This window comes from Nonomuraea sp. NPDC050663 (assembly GCF_044456985.1).
In the GTDB taxonomy this organism is placed as follows: Bacteria; Actinomycetota; Actinomycetes; order Streptosporangiales; family Streptosporangiaceae; genus Nonomuraea.
Genome location: NZ_JBITGL010000028.1, coordinates 38,494 through 53,412, shown reverse-complemented (window position 1 = coordinate 53,412; position 14,919 = coordinate 38,494). Strand labels below are relative to the sequence as shown.

The 14,919-nt window shown below is 70.6% G+C and carries 16 protein-coding genes; 12 read left to right on the top strand and 4 right to left on the bottom strand.

Translation table 11 applies throughout. The features are described from left to right. Positions 1-44: 44 nt before the first annotated feature. Positions 45-785 (bottom strand): DUF2306 domain-containing protein, encoded by a 741-nt coding sequence (locus ACIBH1_RS46555; RefSeq protein ID WP_397320548.1) that lies wholly within the window; start codon positions 783-785, stop codon positions 45-47. A 231-nt stretch (positions 786-1,016) separates the two neighbouring features. Between ACIBH1_RS46555 and ACIBH1_RS46550 the strand changes: the two genes are divergently transcribed. From ACIBH1_RS46550 to whiA, 7 genes are all read left to right on the top strand, one after another. After that, positions 1,017-1,436, top strand: a complete 420-nt coding sequence (locus tag ACIBH1_RS46550; RefSeq protein ID WP_397320547.1) for a Rieske (2Fe-2S) protein — start codon at positions 1,017-1,019, stop codon at positions 1,434-1,436. Between the two features lie 106 nt (positions 1,437-1,542). Then, positions 1,543-2,001 (top strand): Rieske (2Fe-2S) protein, encoded by a 459-nt coding sequence (locus tag ACIBH1_RS46545; protein WP_397320546.1) that lies wholly within the window; start codon positions 1,543-1,545, stop codon positions 1,999-2,001. A gap of 32 nt (positions 2,002-2,033) precedes the next feature. Beyond that, entirely contained in the window at positions 2,034-2,516 is a 483-nt protein-coding gene (locus tag ACIBH1_RS46540) for a Rieske (2Fe-2S) protein (RefSeq protein ID WP_397320545.1), read from the top strand. A gap of 197 nt (positions 2,517-2,713) precedes the next feature. Further along, entirely contained in the window at positions 2,714-4,792 is a 2,079-nt protein-coding gene (gene uvrC / locus ACIBH1_RS46535) for an excinuclease ABC subunit UvrC (RefSeq protein WP_397320544.1), read from the top strand. A gap of 5 nt (positions 4,793-4,797) precedes the next feature. Next, positions 4,798-5,661, top strand: coding sequence for an RNase adapter RapZ (gene rapZ, locus ACIBH1_RS46530; RefSeq protein WP_181614699.1), 864 nt, complete (start codon positions 4,798-4,800; stop codon positions 5,659-5,661). A 389-nt stretch (positions 5,662-6,050) separates the two neighbouring features. After that, complete coding sequence (gene yvcK, locus ACIBH1_RS46525; RefSeq protein WP_397320581.1) at positions 6,051-6,968, top strand: uridine diphosphate-N-acetylglucosamine-binding protein YvcK; 918 nt, start codon at positions 6,051-6,053, stop codon at positions 6,966-6,968. A gap of 72 nt (positions 6,969-7,040) precedes the next feature. Continuing rightward, the gene (whiA, locus tag ACIBH1_RS46520) at positions 7,041-8,021 is read left to right on the top strand and encodes a DNA-binding protein WhiA (protein WP_181614700.1); all 981 of its coding nucleotides are present in this window, start codon (positions 7,041-7,043) and stop codon (positions 8,019-8,021) included. Positions 8,022-8,210: 189 nt separating this feature from the next. Here whiA and ACIBH1_RS46515 read toward each other — a convergent pair whose 3' ends face one another. Both ACIBH1_RS46515 and ACIBH1_RS46510 read right to left on the bottom strand, forming a co-directional pair. Beyond that, positions 8,211-8,711: a hypothetical protein gene (locus tag ACIBH1_RS46515; RefSeq protein ID WP_397320543.1), complete on the bottom strand. Its 501-nt coding sequence runs from the start codon at positions 8,709-8,711 to the stop codon at positions 8,211-8,213. Between the two features lie 16 nt (positions 8,712-8,727). Next, the gene (locus ACIBH1_RS46510) at positions 8,728-9,324 is read right to left on the bottom strand and encodes a hypothetical protein (RefSeq protein WP_397320542.1); all 597 of its coding nucleotides are present in this window, start codon (positions 9,322-9,324) and stop codon (positions 8,728-8,730) included. A gap of 221 nt (positions 9,325-9,545) precedes the next feature. On the opposite strand from ACIBH1_RS46510, the gene gap reads away from it, so the two are divergent. The 5 genes from gap to ACIBH1_RS46485 all read left to right on the top strand — a co-directional run bounded on the left by gap (position 9,546) and on the right by ACIBH1_RS46485 (position 13,242). After that, complete coding sequence (gene gap, locus ACIBH1_RS46505; protein ID WP_397320541.1) at positions 9,546-10,550, top strand: type I glyceraldehyde-3-phosphate dehydrogenase; 1,005 nt, start codon at positions 9,546-9,548, stop codon at positions 10,548-10,550. Further along, entirely contained in the window at positions 10,550-11,725 is a 1,176-nt protein-coding gene (locus ACIBH1_RS46500) for a phosphoglycerate kinase (protein ID WP_397320540.1), read from the top strand. The genes gap and ACIBH1_RS46500 overlap by 1 nt, the downstream gene beginning before the upstream one ends. A gap of 18 nt (positions 11,726-11,743) precedes the next feature. After that, positions 11,744-12,499, top strand: a complete 756-nt coding sequence (gene tpiA, locus ACIBH1_RS46495; RefSeq protein WP_397320580.1) for a triose-phosphate isomerase — start codon at positions 11,744-11,746, stop codon at positions 12,497-12,499. A 94-nt stretch (positions 12,500-12,593) separates the two neighbouring features. Beyond that, positions 12,594-12,824 carry a preprotein translocase subunit SecG gene (gene secG / locus ACIBH1_RS46490; RefSeq protein ID WP_397320539.1) on the top strand — a complete coding sequence of 77 codons (231 nt, stop codon included), beginning with the start codon at positions 12,594-12,596 and terminating at the stop codon, positions 12,822-12,824. Between the two features lie 73 nt (positions 12,825-12,897). Then, positions 12,898-13,242, top strand: coding sequence for an RNA polymerase-binding protein RbpA (locus tag ACIBH1_RS46485; RefSeq protein ID WP_181614705.1), 345 nt, complete (start codon positions 12,898-12,900; stop codon positions 13,240-13,242). A gap of 61 nt (positions 13,243-13,303) precedes the next feature. Here ACIBH1_RS46485 and ACIBH1_RS46480 read toward each other — a convergent pair whose 3' ends face one another. Continuing rightward, positions 13,304-14,902: an amidohydrolase gene (locus ACIBH1_RS46480; protein ID WP_397320538.1), complete on the bottom strand. Its 1,599-nt coding sequence runs from the start codon at positions 14,900-14,902 to the stop codon at positions 13,304-13,306. Between the last annotated feature and the right edge of the window lie 17 nt (positions 14,903-14,919).

Below are 14,919 nucleotides of genomic sequence, written 5' to 3'. Positions count from 1 at the left end.
CCGCGTACGGCGGGGCGTCGTGCCCCGCCGTACCCTCCGCGAGATCAGACCCCGGCGCGACGCCCGGCACGACGGCGGAAGGCGTCGCGTTCGAGCCACCACTCGGCGGCCAGCAGCGGCAACACCCAGCCCAGCCAGGTGTTCATGCCCGCGGCGGTCTCCATCAGCCACGCGGGATTGCCGGCGTAGCGGGGCACCTCCGACAGGCTGAGGATGGTGACCACGCCCCACAGGCGGTTGGTGATGATCGACATGCACAGCGCGAAGCTGCGCACCATCCACCTGCGGTGATCGGCGAAACGGCGGCGGCGGGCCAGGCGGAAGCCGACGAACGTGTAGCCCAGCCACAGCAGCGCCAGGAGCACGTCGCTGGCCATCGCCACCGGGCCGAACGGGGTGGCGACCCCGATGACCAGGCCCATCAGGCCCGACGGCAGCACGCCCGCGAAGACGTACACCCGGCCGATGCGGCGATGCGCCGCCGGATGGCGGTTGCGGAACCAGGGCCAGATCTGCAGGCAGCAGCTGACCATCGCGATCGAGCCGAAGACCACGTGCAGCGAGAGCATGACGAAGTGCGGGGGGAACCACTCGGGGGCGGGCACGCGTGACTGGGTGGCGTCCAGGCTGAGGTAGGGCGGCAGCGAGAAGGCCAGGAAGGCGGCGACCACGACGAACAGCGGTGCCACCCAGGGGCGGCGCCACCAGCGCGGTGCGGCGGGCGGGCGTCGTGGCGCGGTGATCGGGGCGTCGGGCGTTCCTGGATCGGGGGTGATCGTCGTCATGACCGTGACGGTGCACCGGGCCGCTGACCGCGCACCCACCGTGCGCCTACCGCGCGCTGACCGCGCGGGACCGGAGCGGGGCAGGCGACGGTAGGCGGCCTCCCGGTTCTGCGGGTTCCGACCTTTGATCTTGCCCCGCCCCCGGATCACGGACCGGCCACCCCCGCCCATAAAGTTGTATGACAGCAAAGGCCCCGTACAGCGCGGGCAACGGGGGAATCTGGAGGCAACATGTCGATCGGGGGTTCCGGCATGCCCGGAGTCGGGCGGCGCGAGGTTCTGGGCGCGGCCGGGGCGGCGGTGTGCGGTGTGGCGCTCTCCGGGTGCGGCGGCAACGCCAAGCCCAACGTCGCCGGCATCAAGGGCAAGGTGATCGCCAAGACGGCCGACGTGCCGGTCGGCGGCGGCGCCCTGATCGCCAAGTGGAAGATCGTCATCACCCAGCCCACCGCCGGCGTCTACAAGGCCTTCAGCGCCGCGTGCCCCCACAAGGGCTGCTCGGTCGGCAAGCCCAAGGACGGCAAGATGACCTGCCCCTGCCACGGCAGCCAGTTCTCCGCCGAGACCGGCCAGTGCCTCAAGGGCCCGGCCGACGCCCCGCTCACCGCGTACCAGGTGAAGGTCGAGGGCGACGGGCTCATCCTCGTCTGAACCGGTAATTCTCCCTAGTTCCACCACTTCCGTTCCGCCAGGCTGAACCAGCGTCACGGCGCGAGCCGTACCTGAAGAAGAAGTACCGACCTGGGAGGAACGGATCATGGGTGATACGACACGTCGCGCGGTGATGCTCGGAACCGGCGGCGCCGGCCTGGCGGCCGTGCTGACTGCCTGCTCCGGCTACGGTCAGCCGGCCGCCGACACCAGCGCGGAGGTCGAGCCCACCGGCGACTCGGGCGGCGGCGCCGAGTCGAAGGCGCCCAAGAAGAAGGCGGCGGGGCTGGCCAAGACCGGCGACATCCCCGAAGGCGGCGGCAAGATCTTCAAGGAACAGAAGGTCGTCATCACCCAGCCGAAGGCCGGCGAGTTCAAGGCGTTCAGCGCCACCTGCACCCACCAGGGATGCACCGTGGCCAGCGTGTCCGACGGCACGATCAACTGCCCGTGTCACGGGAGCACCTTCAACATCGCCGACGGGTCCGTCGCCAACGGGCCCGCCCAGAAGCCGCTCCCGGAAATGGGGATAAATGTGGACGGTGACTCGATCACCCTTTCATGAATTTTTAACGAGCCTGCGCTTGGGTTGATCGCATGCCAGAACAATCACAGACGCGCAGGGCCGTTATCGCGGGCGTGGGAGTCGGCGGGCTGGCCGTGGCCATCGCCGCCTGCGGTGGCGAGACCACCACCGGCGCAGCCACGAGCGGCGCCACCACCGAGGCCGCCTCGCCGACCGCCCCCGCCACCTCCGCCACGGCCACCAGCGGAAGCGGTGGCGGCAGCGGGAGCGGCGCACTGACCACGACCGCCGACATCCCCGTGGGGGGTGGCGCGGTCTTCAAGGACCAGAAGGTCGTCATCACCCAGCCGACGGCGGGTGAGTTCAAGGGGTTCAGCGCCGTGTGCACGCATCAGGGGTGCATCGTCGCCAGCGTGAGCAACGGGGAGATCGTCTGCCCGTGCCACGGCGGCAAGTACAAGATCAGCGACGGTTCCGTCGTCGCGGGGCCGCCGCCGAAGCCCCTTCCCGAGCAGGCGATCACGGTGGAGGGTGACTCCATCTCGCTGGCCTGACCTGGCTGGAGTGGGTCGCATCACCGAGCGCTGAGCCCGGGCGGGCGCCGTGCCGATCACGGCTCGCCCGGGCTCTGCCGCGTCCGGGACAGCAGATGCTCCGCCGTACGGCACGCGGCATGGCACCGGGGTTCTGGGGTCCCCCTGCCTTCCGGCGGCGACTCCGATTGTCAGTCATGGCCGATAGGCTCGGGGACGTGGCGAGCACCTTGAGTTTCAGGCCCCGACCGGGGTCCATCCCCGACGAACCCGGCGTCTACCGGTTCCGCGACTCGGGCTCCCGCGTGATCTACGTGGGCAAGGCCAAGAGCCTGCGGCAGCGCCTCAACTCCTACTTCGCCGACTTCGCCGCCCTGCACCCGCGCACCCAGACGATGCTCTCCACCGCCGCCGCCGTCGACTGGACCGTGGTCGGCACCGAGGTCGAGGCGCTGCAGCTCGAATACTCCTGGATCAAGGAGTTCGACCCCCGCTTCAACGTCAAGTACCGCGACGACAAGTCCTACCCCTACCTGGCGGTCACGCTGGCCGAGGAGTATCCCCGCGTCCAGGTGATGCGCGGCGCCCGCAGGAAGGGCAACCGCTACTTCGGGCCCTACTCCCACGCCTGGGCCATCCGCGAGACGGTCGACCTGCTGCTGCGCGTCTTCCCGGTGCGCACGTGCAGTTCCGGGGTGTTCAAGCGGGCCGGTCAGATCGGCCGGCCGTGCCTGCTCGGCTACATCGACAAGTGCTCAGCCCCCTGCGTCGGACGCGTGACCGAGCAGGAGCACCGGGCGCTGGCCGAAGACTTCTGCGACTTCATGGCGGGCAACACCGGGCGCTTCATCAAGCGGCTCGAGAAGGAGATGCGCGAAGCCGCCGGCGAGATGGAGTACGAAAAGGCGGCGCGCATCCGTGACGACATCCAGGCGCTGCAGCGCGCGCTGGAGAAGCAGGCGGTGGTGCTGGCCGAGGCCACCGACGCCGACGTGATCGCGCTCGCCGAGGACCAGCTCGAAGCCGCCGTCCAGGTGTTCTACGTGCGCGGCGGTCGCATCCGCGGCCAGCGCGGGTGGGTGGTCGACAAGGTCGAGGAGACCACGCCCGCCGAGCTCGTCGAACACTTCCTGCTGCAGATCTACGCCGAGGCCGAGATCCCGCGCGAGGTCCTGGTGCCGGCGCTGCCGCCCGACGTCGGCGCGGTCACCGAGCTGCTGGCCGAGCAGCGCGGCGCGCGGGTGGCGATCAGGGTGCCGCAGCGGGGCGACAAGAAGTCGCTCATGGAGACGGTCGAGCGCAACGCCAAGGAGTCGCTCGTCCAGCACAAGGTGCGCCGGGCCAGCGACCTGACCACGCGCAGCCAGGCGCTCCAGGAGATCGCCGAGGCGCTGGAGCTCGACCAGGCGCCGCTGCGCATCGAGTGCTACGACGTCTCCCACTTGCAGGGGGAGAACGTGGTGGCGTCGATGGTGGTGTTCGAGGACGGGCTGGCGCGCAAGAGCGAATACCGCCGGTTCGCGGTGAAGACCAAGGAAGGCGACGTCGCCTCGATCTACGAGGTGATCCAGCGGCGGTTCAAGCGCTACCTGGAGGAGCGGTCGGCCACCGGGGAGCTGGCGCCGGATCCGGGGGCGGGCGGGCTGACGTCCGACGACGCGGAGGTCTTCGAGTCGGCCGTCTCCGAGCCGCACCGCGTCACGGGCGCGGGGAGCGTCCGGGCGGAGCCCGCGCCCGTCGTGGTAGCCGAAGGGGCGCGCAAGCGGAGGCGGCGCGGCGAGGTGGAGCCGCTCGGCGACGAGGTCGACCGCGCGGCCGGTCCCATCGACCCCGAGACCGGCAGGCCGCGCAAGTTCGCCTACCCGCCGAACCTGGTGGTGGTCGACGGCGGCCCCGCGCAGGCGGCGGCGGCCCAGCGGGCGCTCGACGAGCTCGGCATCGACGACGTCAGCGTCTGCGGCCTGGCCAAACGCCTCGAAGAGGTCTGGGTGCCCGGCGACGACCAGCCCGTCATCATGGCCCGTTCGAGCGAAGGACTCTACCTCCTGCAACGGGTCCGTGACGAGGCGCACAGGTTCGCCATCACTTACCATCGTTCCAAGAGGGCCAAGAGCCTCAAGGAGAGCGCTCTCGACAGCGTGCCGGGCCTCGGGCCGGCACGCAAGCAGGCCCTCCTGAAGCATTTCGGGTCGGTGAAGCGGCTGCGCGAGGCGAGCGTCACTGAGATCTGCGAGGTCCAGGGCATCGGTCCCGCGATCGCCGAAGTGATCGTCGCGACTCTGAAAGGGGAGGGATAGGTCCCATGAGCGAGCCGGCATTCGTCATCGTCACCGGCATGTCGGGGGCGGGGCGGAGCACTGCCGCCAAGGCCCTGGAGGACTTGAGCTGGTTCGTCATCGACAACCTGCCGCCGGGCCTGCTGTTCGCCATGGCCGAGGAGGCGGGCCGGGTCAAGCTGGCCGCCGACAAGGTGGCCGCCGTGGTCGACGTGCGCAGTCTCGCCTTCACCACCGACCTCAACGCCGCCATCGAGGAGCTCGAGGGCCGCGGCGTGCCGGTGCGCGTCGTCTTCCTGGAGGCGGGCGACGAGGAACTGGTCAAGCGCTTCGAGAACGTCCGTCGCCCGCACCCGCTCCAGGGTGAGGGGCGGCTCGTCGACGGCATCGCGCGCGAGCGCGGCATCCTGCGCGAGGTGCGGGCCAACGCCGACCTCGTCATCGACACCTCGTCGCTCAACGTGCACGAGCTGCGCAACAAGATCGTCGCCTACTTCGGCGGCGAGCAGCGGCCCGGGCTGCGGGTCAACGTCGTGTCGTTCGGGTTCAAGTACGGCCTGCCGGTCGACGCCGACCTGGTGGTCGACTGCCGCTTCCTGCCCAACCCGCACTGGGTGCCCGAACTGCGGCCCATGAACGGCCTGGAGCCCCCGGTGCGCGACTACGTGCTCAACCAGCGGGGCGCCAAGGAGTTCCTCGACGCCTACGAGGAGGTGCTCGGAGTCGTCGCCGCCGGTTACACGCGCGAGGGCAAGAGCTACGCGACCCTGGCCGTCGGGTGCACCGGCGGCAAGCACCGCAGCGTCGCCATGGCCGAGCAGATCGCCGGCCGGTTGCGCGACCGCGGCATGGAGGTCCAGGTCAGCCACCGGGATGTGGGCCGCGAGTGACCGACGTACCCCACGCCCTCGGCGCCGCTTCCCCCAGCACAGTGGCAGGCACCGAGGCGGCTGCCGTCGTGTGCCCGTTTTCTGGTGATAGTGGCGGAGTTGTCATGGAGGGGCTCGACAACGGGGCTGCCGCCGTACGGCCCGCGGACGGGCACAGCGCGTCCGGCAACGGCGGCGCGGAGGAGCGGGCGGCGGCCGTGTCCCGCACGGGTGGCGCGGAGGAGCGGGCGGCGGCCATGTACGGCAAGGGCGGGATGGAGGGGCAGGCGGCGGCCCCGGGCAACGGGGGAGCGGCCGGGCATGACGCGGCCGTGACCGGCGAGGGGCGGGTGTCGGCCGTGCCGTCGAAGGAGCGGCCGGGGCCCGCGCGGGTGAGCGGCGGCCCCCGGGTGGTGGCGCTGGGCGGCGGCCACGGCCTGTACGCCTCGCTCTCCGCCCTGCGCGCCGTCACCAGCGAGCTGACCGCCATCGTCACCGTCGCCGACGACGGCGGCTCAAGCGGACGGCTCAGGCGCGAGCTCGGCGTGCTGCCGCCGGGCGACCTGCGCATGGCCCTGGCGGCGCTCTGCGGCGACGACGAGTGGGGCAGCACCTGGAGCGAGGTGGTGCAGCACCGCTTCAGGAGCGAGGGCGAGCTCCACGGTCACGCGGTCGGCAACCTGCTGATCGTGGCCCTGTGGGAGCTGCTCGGCGACCCGGTCAAGGGCCTGGAGTGGGTCGGCAGGCTCCTGGGCGCCCACGGCAGGGTGCTGCCGATGGCGAGCGTGCCGCTCGACATCGTGGCCGAGGTGGAGGTCGACGGGCGCGTCAGCACGGTCAGGGGCCAGGTGGCGTGCGCGCTCACCCCGGGCCGCGTGCAGTCGATCTCGCTGGTGCCCGAGAACCCTCCCGCCAGGCCGGAGGCGGTCGAGGCGATCATGGAGGCCGACTGGGTGATCTTCGGTCCGGGCAGCTGGTTCACCAGCGTGCTGCCGCACCTGATGGTGCCCGAGCTGGCCAGGGCGCTGCACGACACGAAGGCGCGCCGGCTGGTGACGCTGAACCTGGCGCCGCAGCCGGGCGAGACCGACGACTTCTCCCCGCAACAACATCTCGACGTGCTCCGGCAGCACGCTCCCGACCTACCGATCGACGTCGTCCTGGCCGACGCGCAGATCGTCGACGACCGGGGCGCGCTCGACAAGGCGGCCGCGGCAATGGGGGCGAGACTGGTCATGTCGGACGTTGCCGCGCAAGACGGATCGCCACGTCATGACCCACGACGTCTTGCCTCCGTCCTGGACGAGATTTTCCTCCAGAAGCGTTGATCCTGGTCGTCGCGCCCCAAAGGTGCGAGAGACTGCTGAGGAGCAAGTCTTAGTGGGGGAGGACTGACGCTTATGGCGATGACAGGTGTAGTGAAGGACGAGCTGAGCCGACTGCCGGTGTTGAAGCCTTGCTGCCGCAAGGCGGAGGTGTCGACGCTGCTGCGGTTCGCGAGCGGGCTGCACCTGGTCGGCGGGCGCATCGTGATCGAGGCCGAACTCGACACCAACGCCACGGCGCGGCGGCTGATCAAGGACATCGGCGAGGTCTTCGGGCACAAGGCCGAGGTCATGGTGCTCGCGCCCGCCGGGCTGCGCAAGGGCTCGCGCTACGTGGTGCGCGTCTACAAGGACGGCGAGGCGCTGGCCAGGCAGACGGGCCTCATCGACAACCACGGCCGCCCCGTGCGCGGCCTGCCTCGCCAGGTGGTCTCCGGCGCGTCCTGCGACGCCGAGGCGGCCTGGCGCGGGGCGTTCCTGGCCCACGGCTCGCTCACCGAGCCGGGCCGGTCGATGTCGCTGGAAGTGACCTGCCCGGGGCCGGAGGCGGCGCTGGCGCTCGTCGGCTCGGCGCGACGCCTGAAGATCCACGCCAAGGCGCGCGAGGTGCGCGGCGTCGACCGGGTCGTGGTGCGCGACGGCGACGCCATCAGCGCCCTGCTCACCCGCCTCGGCGCCCACGACAGCGTGCTGGCCTGGGAGGAGCGGCGCATGCGCCGCGAGGTGCGGGCGACCGCCAACCGGCTGGCCAACTTCGACGACGCCAACCTGCGCCGCTCGGCCCGCGCCGCCGTGGCGGCCGGGGCACGGGTGCAGCGGGCCCTGGAGATCCTCGCCGACGACGCGCCCGAGCACCTAGTGACCGCCGGACGGCTGCGCGTCGAGCACAAGCAGGCCTCGCTGGAGGAGCTTGGCCAGCTGGCCGACCCGCCGCTGACGAAGGACGCCATCGCGGGCCGCATCAGGCGGCTGCTGGCCATGGCCGACAAGCGGGCCTCCGACATGGGGATCCCCAACACGGAGGCGAACCTCACGGCCGACATGCTGGCGCCATGACAGGCGACGGCAAGCCGTTAACGAGGAGACGAACGGGTCGCGCGCGGGGCGGGCGGCCCGTTTGCTGTGTATGGGGGCGGCCTTTCATCCCCTGAGGCCCGATGGGCGGCCTCTGCGGCCCCTGACCCTCCTGAGCCCGTTGGGCGGCGTTTCACCCTCCTGGGCCCCGTTGGGCGGCCTTCGCCCTTCTCAGGCCCGGGTGCGGCGACGCAGGTGGAGGGCCACCGTCGTGAGGGCGACGGCAGCCGGGACGACGCCGATCAGCAGGAAGCCAGGCCTCTCGGCGAAGTCCTCCGCGGTCGCGCGAAGGGCCCCGGGCAGCGCCGCGACGACCCCGCCCACCGTGACGTCAACGCGGGTGATCTGCCAGGAACCGCCGACGACGGCGTAGGAGGCGGAGCGGATCGCCTGGGTGACGACGATGCCGAGGGCGAAGGCCGCGACGCCGTAGCAGGCGGCGATCGGCGCCGTCAGCGGGCCGGTAGGGCGGCACAGGGTCATGGCGTAGCCGACGACAAGCCCTTCGACGACGGTGTGCCCGAGAATCCACGGCAGGCCGTTGCCGACCAGCAGGACGCGCGGCAGCTCGTCGATGAAGCCCAGGGAGACGCCGAAGGCGGTGGCCGCCAGGAGGGCCGCGAAGGCGCCCACGACGACGCAGAGGGCGTCGCGTAAGACGGGGCGGCTCACCGGCCGGACTCGGGCTTCACAGGCCGGCCTCGGGCTTGTGCACCGGCACGGCGGGCTCGAAGGCGCCGCGGAAGCCGTCCTCGGCATCCGAGGCGGCACCGGATGCGGCACCGGAGGCGGTCACGGAGGCGCGACCCGACGCGCCACCCGCGGCGGCACCGGGCTCGGTGGCTTCGGCGGCGGGAGAGAACGCCTTGCGGCGCAGGCGCCGGACCCGCAGGCCCACGATGAGCGCCGCCGGCACGACCCCCGCGGCGAGCGTCCCCCAGAAGGCGCCGCCGGTCATGATCTCCGGATAGACGCGCAGGTAGGCGAGGGCGCGCTCGCCGTAGGAGTGCGCGGGAAAGCCCATCTGGAGCATCGCGGCGAGCATCGCGACGATGACGCCGAGCATCCTGGCCACGACGGCGAAGACGACGGTGGCGGCGGCCAGCAGGTAGGTGCGCGGACGCACCGCGGCGACGGACAGCCCGATCACCAGGCCGCCGGCGGCGCCGAGCACGTAGAACGCGGACTTCTCGGGCGGCCCGAAGAAGTAGAGCACCAGCATCGGGATCTGCGGCTTGAAGTAGCCGTAGGCGCCGTAGAGGGCCATGGCGGCGATTGTCGCCATGAGGCCGGTCACCAGACCTCGCAGTAGTCCCGTACTTCGCGCTTTCATCGGCACCCCCGTGCTTAACTCTGACGAGTCCGGGCACTTTACTCGATCTCTGCAAAATCCGTCCAAAAAAGCAGGCAAAAGAGGGTGCACCCTGAAGAGGTCTAAACCAATCCGGTTCCGATAGGGTTCGTGCTTGAGGTTTCAGCCCGCATCACTAGAGGAGACCGGTTCCCGTGAGCATCCGCGTAGGAGTCAACGGCTTCGGCCGCATCGGCCGTAACTTCTGGCGAGCGGTGGCCGCCAGCGGCAAAGACATCGAGATCGTCGCCGTCAACGACCTGACCGACAACGCGACGCTCGCCCACCTGCTGAAGTACGACAGCATCCTGGGCCGCCTGCCGTACGAGGTGAAGGCGACCGCCGACGAGATCGTCGTGGACGGCAAGACGATCAAGGCCTTCGCCGAGCGTGACCCCGCCAAGCTGCCCTGGGGCGACCTGGGTGTTGACATCGTGGTGGAGTCGACGGGCTTCTTCACCGACGCCAACAAGGCCAAGGTGCACGCCGAGAACGGCGCGAAGAAGGTCATCATCTCGGCCCCGGCCAAGAACGAGGACGTCACCGTCGTCATGGGTGTCAACCATGACAAGTACGACCCGGCGAGCCACACGGTGATCTCCAACGCCTCCTGCACCACCAACTGCCTGGCCCCGCTGGCCAAGGTCCTCAACGACGCCTTCGGCATCGAGAAGGGCCTCATGACCACGATCCACGCCTACACGCAGGACCAGAACCTGCAGGACGGCCCGCACGGCGACCTGCGCCGCGCCCGCGCCGCCGCCCTGAACGTGGTCCCGACCTCCACCGGCGCCGCCAAGGCCATCGGCCTGGTGCTGCCGGAGCTGAAGGGCAAGCTCGACGGCTTCGCGATGCGCGTGCCGATCCCCACCGGCTCGGCCACCGACCTCACCGTGGAGCTCAAGGCCACGCCGAGCGTCGAGGAGATCAACGCCGCCTACAAGGCCGCCGCCGAGGGCCCCCTCAAGGGCATCCTCACCTACACCGAGGACGACATCGTCTCCGCCGACATCGTCACCGACCCGGCCTCCTGCATCTTCGACTCCGGGCTGACCAAGGTGATCGGCAACCAGGCCAAGGTCATCGGCTGGTACGACAACGAGTGGGGTTACTCCAACCGCCTCGCCGACCTCATCGAGCTGGTGGGCAAGGACCTCTGATGCTGCAAGACGTGAAGGGTCGGCGCGTCCTGGTACGCGCCGACCTCAACGTCCCCCTCGACGGGGACGTCATCACCGACGACGGGCGCATCCGCGCCTCCCTGCCGACCATCAAGGCGCTGCAGGAGCAGGGCGCGAAGGTCATCGTCTGCGCCCACCTGGGCCGCCCCAAGGGCGAGCCCAACCCCAAGTACTCCCTGGCACCGGTCGCCCGGCGCCTGCGCGAGCTGCTGGGCGGGCAGGTGGCCTTCGCGAGCGACACCGTCGGCCCCGAGGCCGAGGCGGTCGTCGACGAGCTCCGCGACGGGCAGGTCGCCCTGCTGGAGAACCTGCGCTACAACGCGGGCGAGGAGTCCAAGGACGAGTCCGTACGGCAGGCGTTCGCGCAGGAGCTGGCGAGCCTGGCCGAGCTGTACGTGGGTGACGGCTTCGGCGCGGTGCACCGCAAGCACGCCTCCGTCTACGACGTGCCCAAGCTGCTCCCGCACGCCATGGGCGACCTGGTCAAGGCCGAGGTCGAGGTGCTGAAGAAGCTCACCGAGAGCCCCGAGCGCCCCTACGTGGTCGTGCTGGGCGGCGCCAAGGTCTCCGACAAGCTGGGCGTCATCGCCAACCTGCTGACCAAGGTCGACCGGCTGCTCATCGGCGGCGGCATGGCCTACACCTTCCTCAAGGCCCAGGGCCACGAGGTGGGCGGCAGCCTGCTGCAGGAGGACCAGCTCGACCAGGTGCGCGGCTTCCTCAACGAGGCCGTCAAGCGTGGCGTCGAGCTCGTGCTGCCGGTCGACGTTCTGGCCGCCACCCACTTCGCCGAGGACGCCGAGCACGAGGTCGTCGAGGCCGACGCGATCCCGGCCGACCGCGAGGGGCTCGACATCGGCCCCAAGACGCGGGAGCTGTTCGCCTCCAAGCTGTCCGACGCGCGCACGGTCTTCTGGAACGGCCCGATGGGCGTCTTCGAGTTCGAGGCGTTCGCCGGGGGCACCAGGGCCGTCGCCGAGGCGCTGATCCGTTCCGAGGCCTTCACGGTCGTCGGCGGCGGCGATTCCGCGGCCGCCGTACGGAAACTTGGCCTTCCGGAAGACGGTTTCTCGCACATCTCCACCGGCGGCGGTGCCAGCCTGGAGTACCTCGAAGGTAAGACCCTGCCCGGACTCGCCGCTCTGGAGGACTGACCCGTGCGCAAGCCGCTCATGGCCGGCAACTGGAAGATGAACCTCAACCACCTCGAGGCCATCAAACTCGTCCAGCAGCTGGCCTTCGGTCTTTCGGACAAGGATTTCGACAAGGTGGACGTGGCCGTGCTGCCGCCGTTCACCGACCTGCGCAGTGTGCAGACCCTGATCGACGGCGACCGCTACAGGATCGTCTACGGCGCGCAGGACCTGTCGCAGTACGACGCCGGCGCCTACACCGGCGAGATCTCGGGCGCGATGCTCGCGCGCCTGGGCTGCTCCTACGTGGTGATCGGCCACTCCGAGCGCCGGCAGTACCACGACGAGGACGACGCGCTGGTCAACGCCAAGGTGCACGCCGCCCTGCGGCACTCGCTGACGCCGATCCTGTGCGTGGGCGAGGGGCTGCCGGTACGTCAGGCGGGCGGTCACGTGGCCTACACCCTGTCGCAGCTCGACGGCGGACTGCGCAAAGTCTCCGCCGAGCAGGCACAATCGATGGTGGTGGCCTACGAGCCCGTGTGGGCGATCGGCACGGGCGAGGTGGCCACCCCCGACGACGCCCAGGAGGTCTGCGCGGCGCTGCGGCAGCGAATCGCCGAGCTCTACGACGCGCAGGTGGCCGAAGGCGTCCGTATCCTTTACGGAGGCTCGGTGAAGTCCGGCAACATCGCCGGGATCATGGCGCAGACCGATGTCGACGGCGCCCTCGTCGGGGGTGCCAGCATCGACGCGGCCGACTTCGTCAAGATCTGCCGTTATGGCACCAACTGAGGCATAACGGGGGCGCGACTTGACAGCAGGTCGTACCCTCTAGAAGCAAGTTTGAATCGTCACGCGTTCAGAGCACCTGAAAGACAGGTTTACCGTGGTCATCGGAATCTCCATCGCCGTTATCCTGGCGAGCTGCCTCATGATCCTGCTCGTCCTGCTCCACAAGGGTAAGGGTGGCGGTCTCTCCGACATGTTCGGCGGCGGCTTCTCGTCGAACTTCGGTGGTTCCTCGGTGGTGGAGCGCAACCTCGACCGGCTGACCGTCATCACGGGCGCGGTCTGGTTCGTCTGCATCATCGCTCTGGGCCTGCTGCTCAAGCAGTAGCAACGCCCGTCTGACGCGTGACAGTGATTCTCCCCCCGCGCGCGCGTGGGGCGTTCGAGCGAGGAGTTCATCCGTGGGTAGTGGCAACGCGATCCGTGGCAGCCGCGTAGGCGCCGGGCCGATGGGGGAGGCCGAGCGCGGCGAGGCCGCCCCACGTGTGCGCGTGGCGTTCTGGTGCGCCAACATGCACGAGACGCGCCCGAGTTTCGCCAGTGACGCGGCCGTTCCCGAGCTGTGGGACTGCCCGCGTTGCGGCCTCCCGGCCGGCCAGGACCAGGCCAACCCGCCGGCGCCGCCGAGGAACGAGCCGTACAAGACGCACCTGGCCTACGTGAAGGAGCGCCGGAGCGACAAGGACGGCAAGGCCATCCTCGAGGAGGCGCTCGAGCGCCTGCGCACGAACAAGAGTCCCTGGTAGGAGTTCTTCGCCGAAGCCCTCACCGGCACAGTCCGGTGAGGGCTTCGGCGCGTTCCAGGGCTCACGCCTGGTGGACGGCCTGCCCGTCCACGAACGTCATCCTGACCTTCGTGGTCCACAGCTCCTGTGCCGGGAGGTCGAACGGGTCGCGGTCCAGCACCACCAGGTCGGCGGGGCGGCCCGGCTCGATGACCCCGGCGGGCGAGCGGTTGATCCACGCGGATCCGGCCGTGTAGGCGGTCAGCGCGGTGGCCAGGTCCAGCTTCTGGCCGGGCAGGAACGGCGTCTGCGCCGTCGGGTAGCCGGCGTGCACCGAGCTGCCCGGTTCGGTGCGGTTGACCGCGACGTGCATCGCCTGCAGCGGGTCGGCGTTGGAGACCGGCCAGTCGCTGCCCGCGCAGAAGCGGGCGCCCGCCTGCTGCAGGTCGGCGAAGGGGTACTGCCACGACGAGCGGGGCTCGCCGAGGTAGGGGATGGTCAGCTCGTCCATCTGGGCGTGGTGGGTCGCCCACAGGGGTTGCAGGTTGGCCGTCACGCCGAGCTCGGCGAAGCGCGGGATGTCGCTGGGCTCGATGATCTGCAGGTGCGCGATGTGGTGGCGGTTGGCCGGGTCGGTGCCGGCGAAGCTGTCGAGGGCCTCGCGCACGGCGCGCTCGCCGATCGCGTGGAAGTGGATCTGGAAGCCGTGCCGGTCGAGCTCGGCCACGTAGCCCTTGAGCAGGTCAGGGTCCACGTACGACAGGCCGGTGCCGCCGCACAGGCAGTACGGCTCCAGCACGGCGGCGGTGTAGTTCTCCGCGATGCCGTCCTGCATGATCTTGACGGAGGTGGCCGAGAACCGGTCGAGGCCCTCGGCCGACTTGCGCCGCTGGAGGAGATCCTCGATCTGCTCGGCGCCCCTGGTGCGCTCCCACCACAGGGCGCCCACCACGCGGGCCCTGAGACGGCCGGAGGCGGCCGCGGAGACGTAGGTGGGCAACTGGTCGTCGGAGCCCGCGTAGGAGCCCACGATGGCGTCCTGCCAGCCCGTGATGCCCAGGCTGAACAGGTGCCGCTGCGCGTCGACGAGGGCGTCGTCCATGTCCTGCTGGGTGGGCCGCGGGGTCAGCAGGCCCACCAGGTCCATCGCGCCCTCGTGGAGCACGCCGGTCGGCGTGCCGTCGGCGTCGCGCTCGATCCTGCCGTCGGCCGGGTCGGGCGTGTCCCTGGTGATGCCCGCGCGCTCCAGCGCCCTGGTGTTCACCCAGGCGGCGTGGTGGTCACGCTGGATCAGGTAGACCGGGCGGTCCAGGAAGTCCAGCTGCTCGCGGCGCGGCAGGCCGCCGGGGAAGGCCGACATGTCCCAGCCGCCGCCGTCGACCCACTCCCTGCCGGGGTGGTCGGCCGCGTACTCGGCCACCCTGGCCACGTACTCATCCAGTCCGTAGACCTCGGACAGGTCGCACTTGGCCCGCTCCAGCCCGGCCTGCACCGGGTGGATGTGCGCGTCGGTGAAGCCCGGCGTCAGCAGGCCTCCCGCCAGGTCCACGGTCTCGTGCGCTCCGGTGGCCAGGTCCCGGGCGGCGCCCACCGCCGCGATCACGCCGTCGCGCACCAGCACGGCTTCGGCGAAGTCGCCCTTGGCGGTGAAAACCCGGCCGCCCCGGAAGAGGATGTCCATGCTTCTCCTTTGGTGTC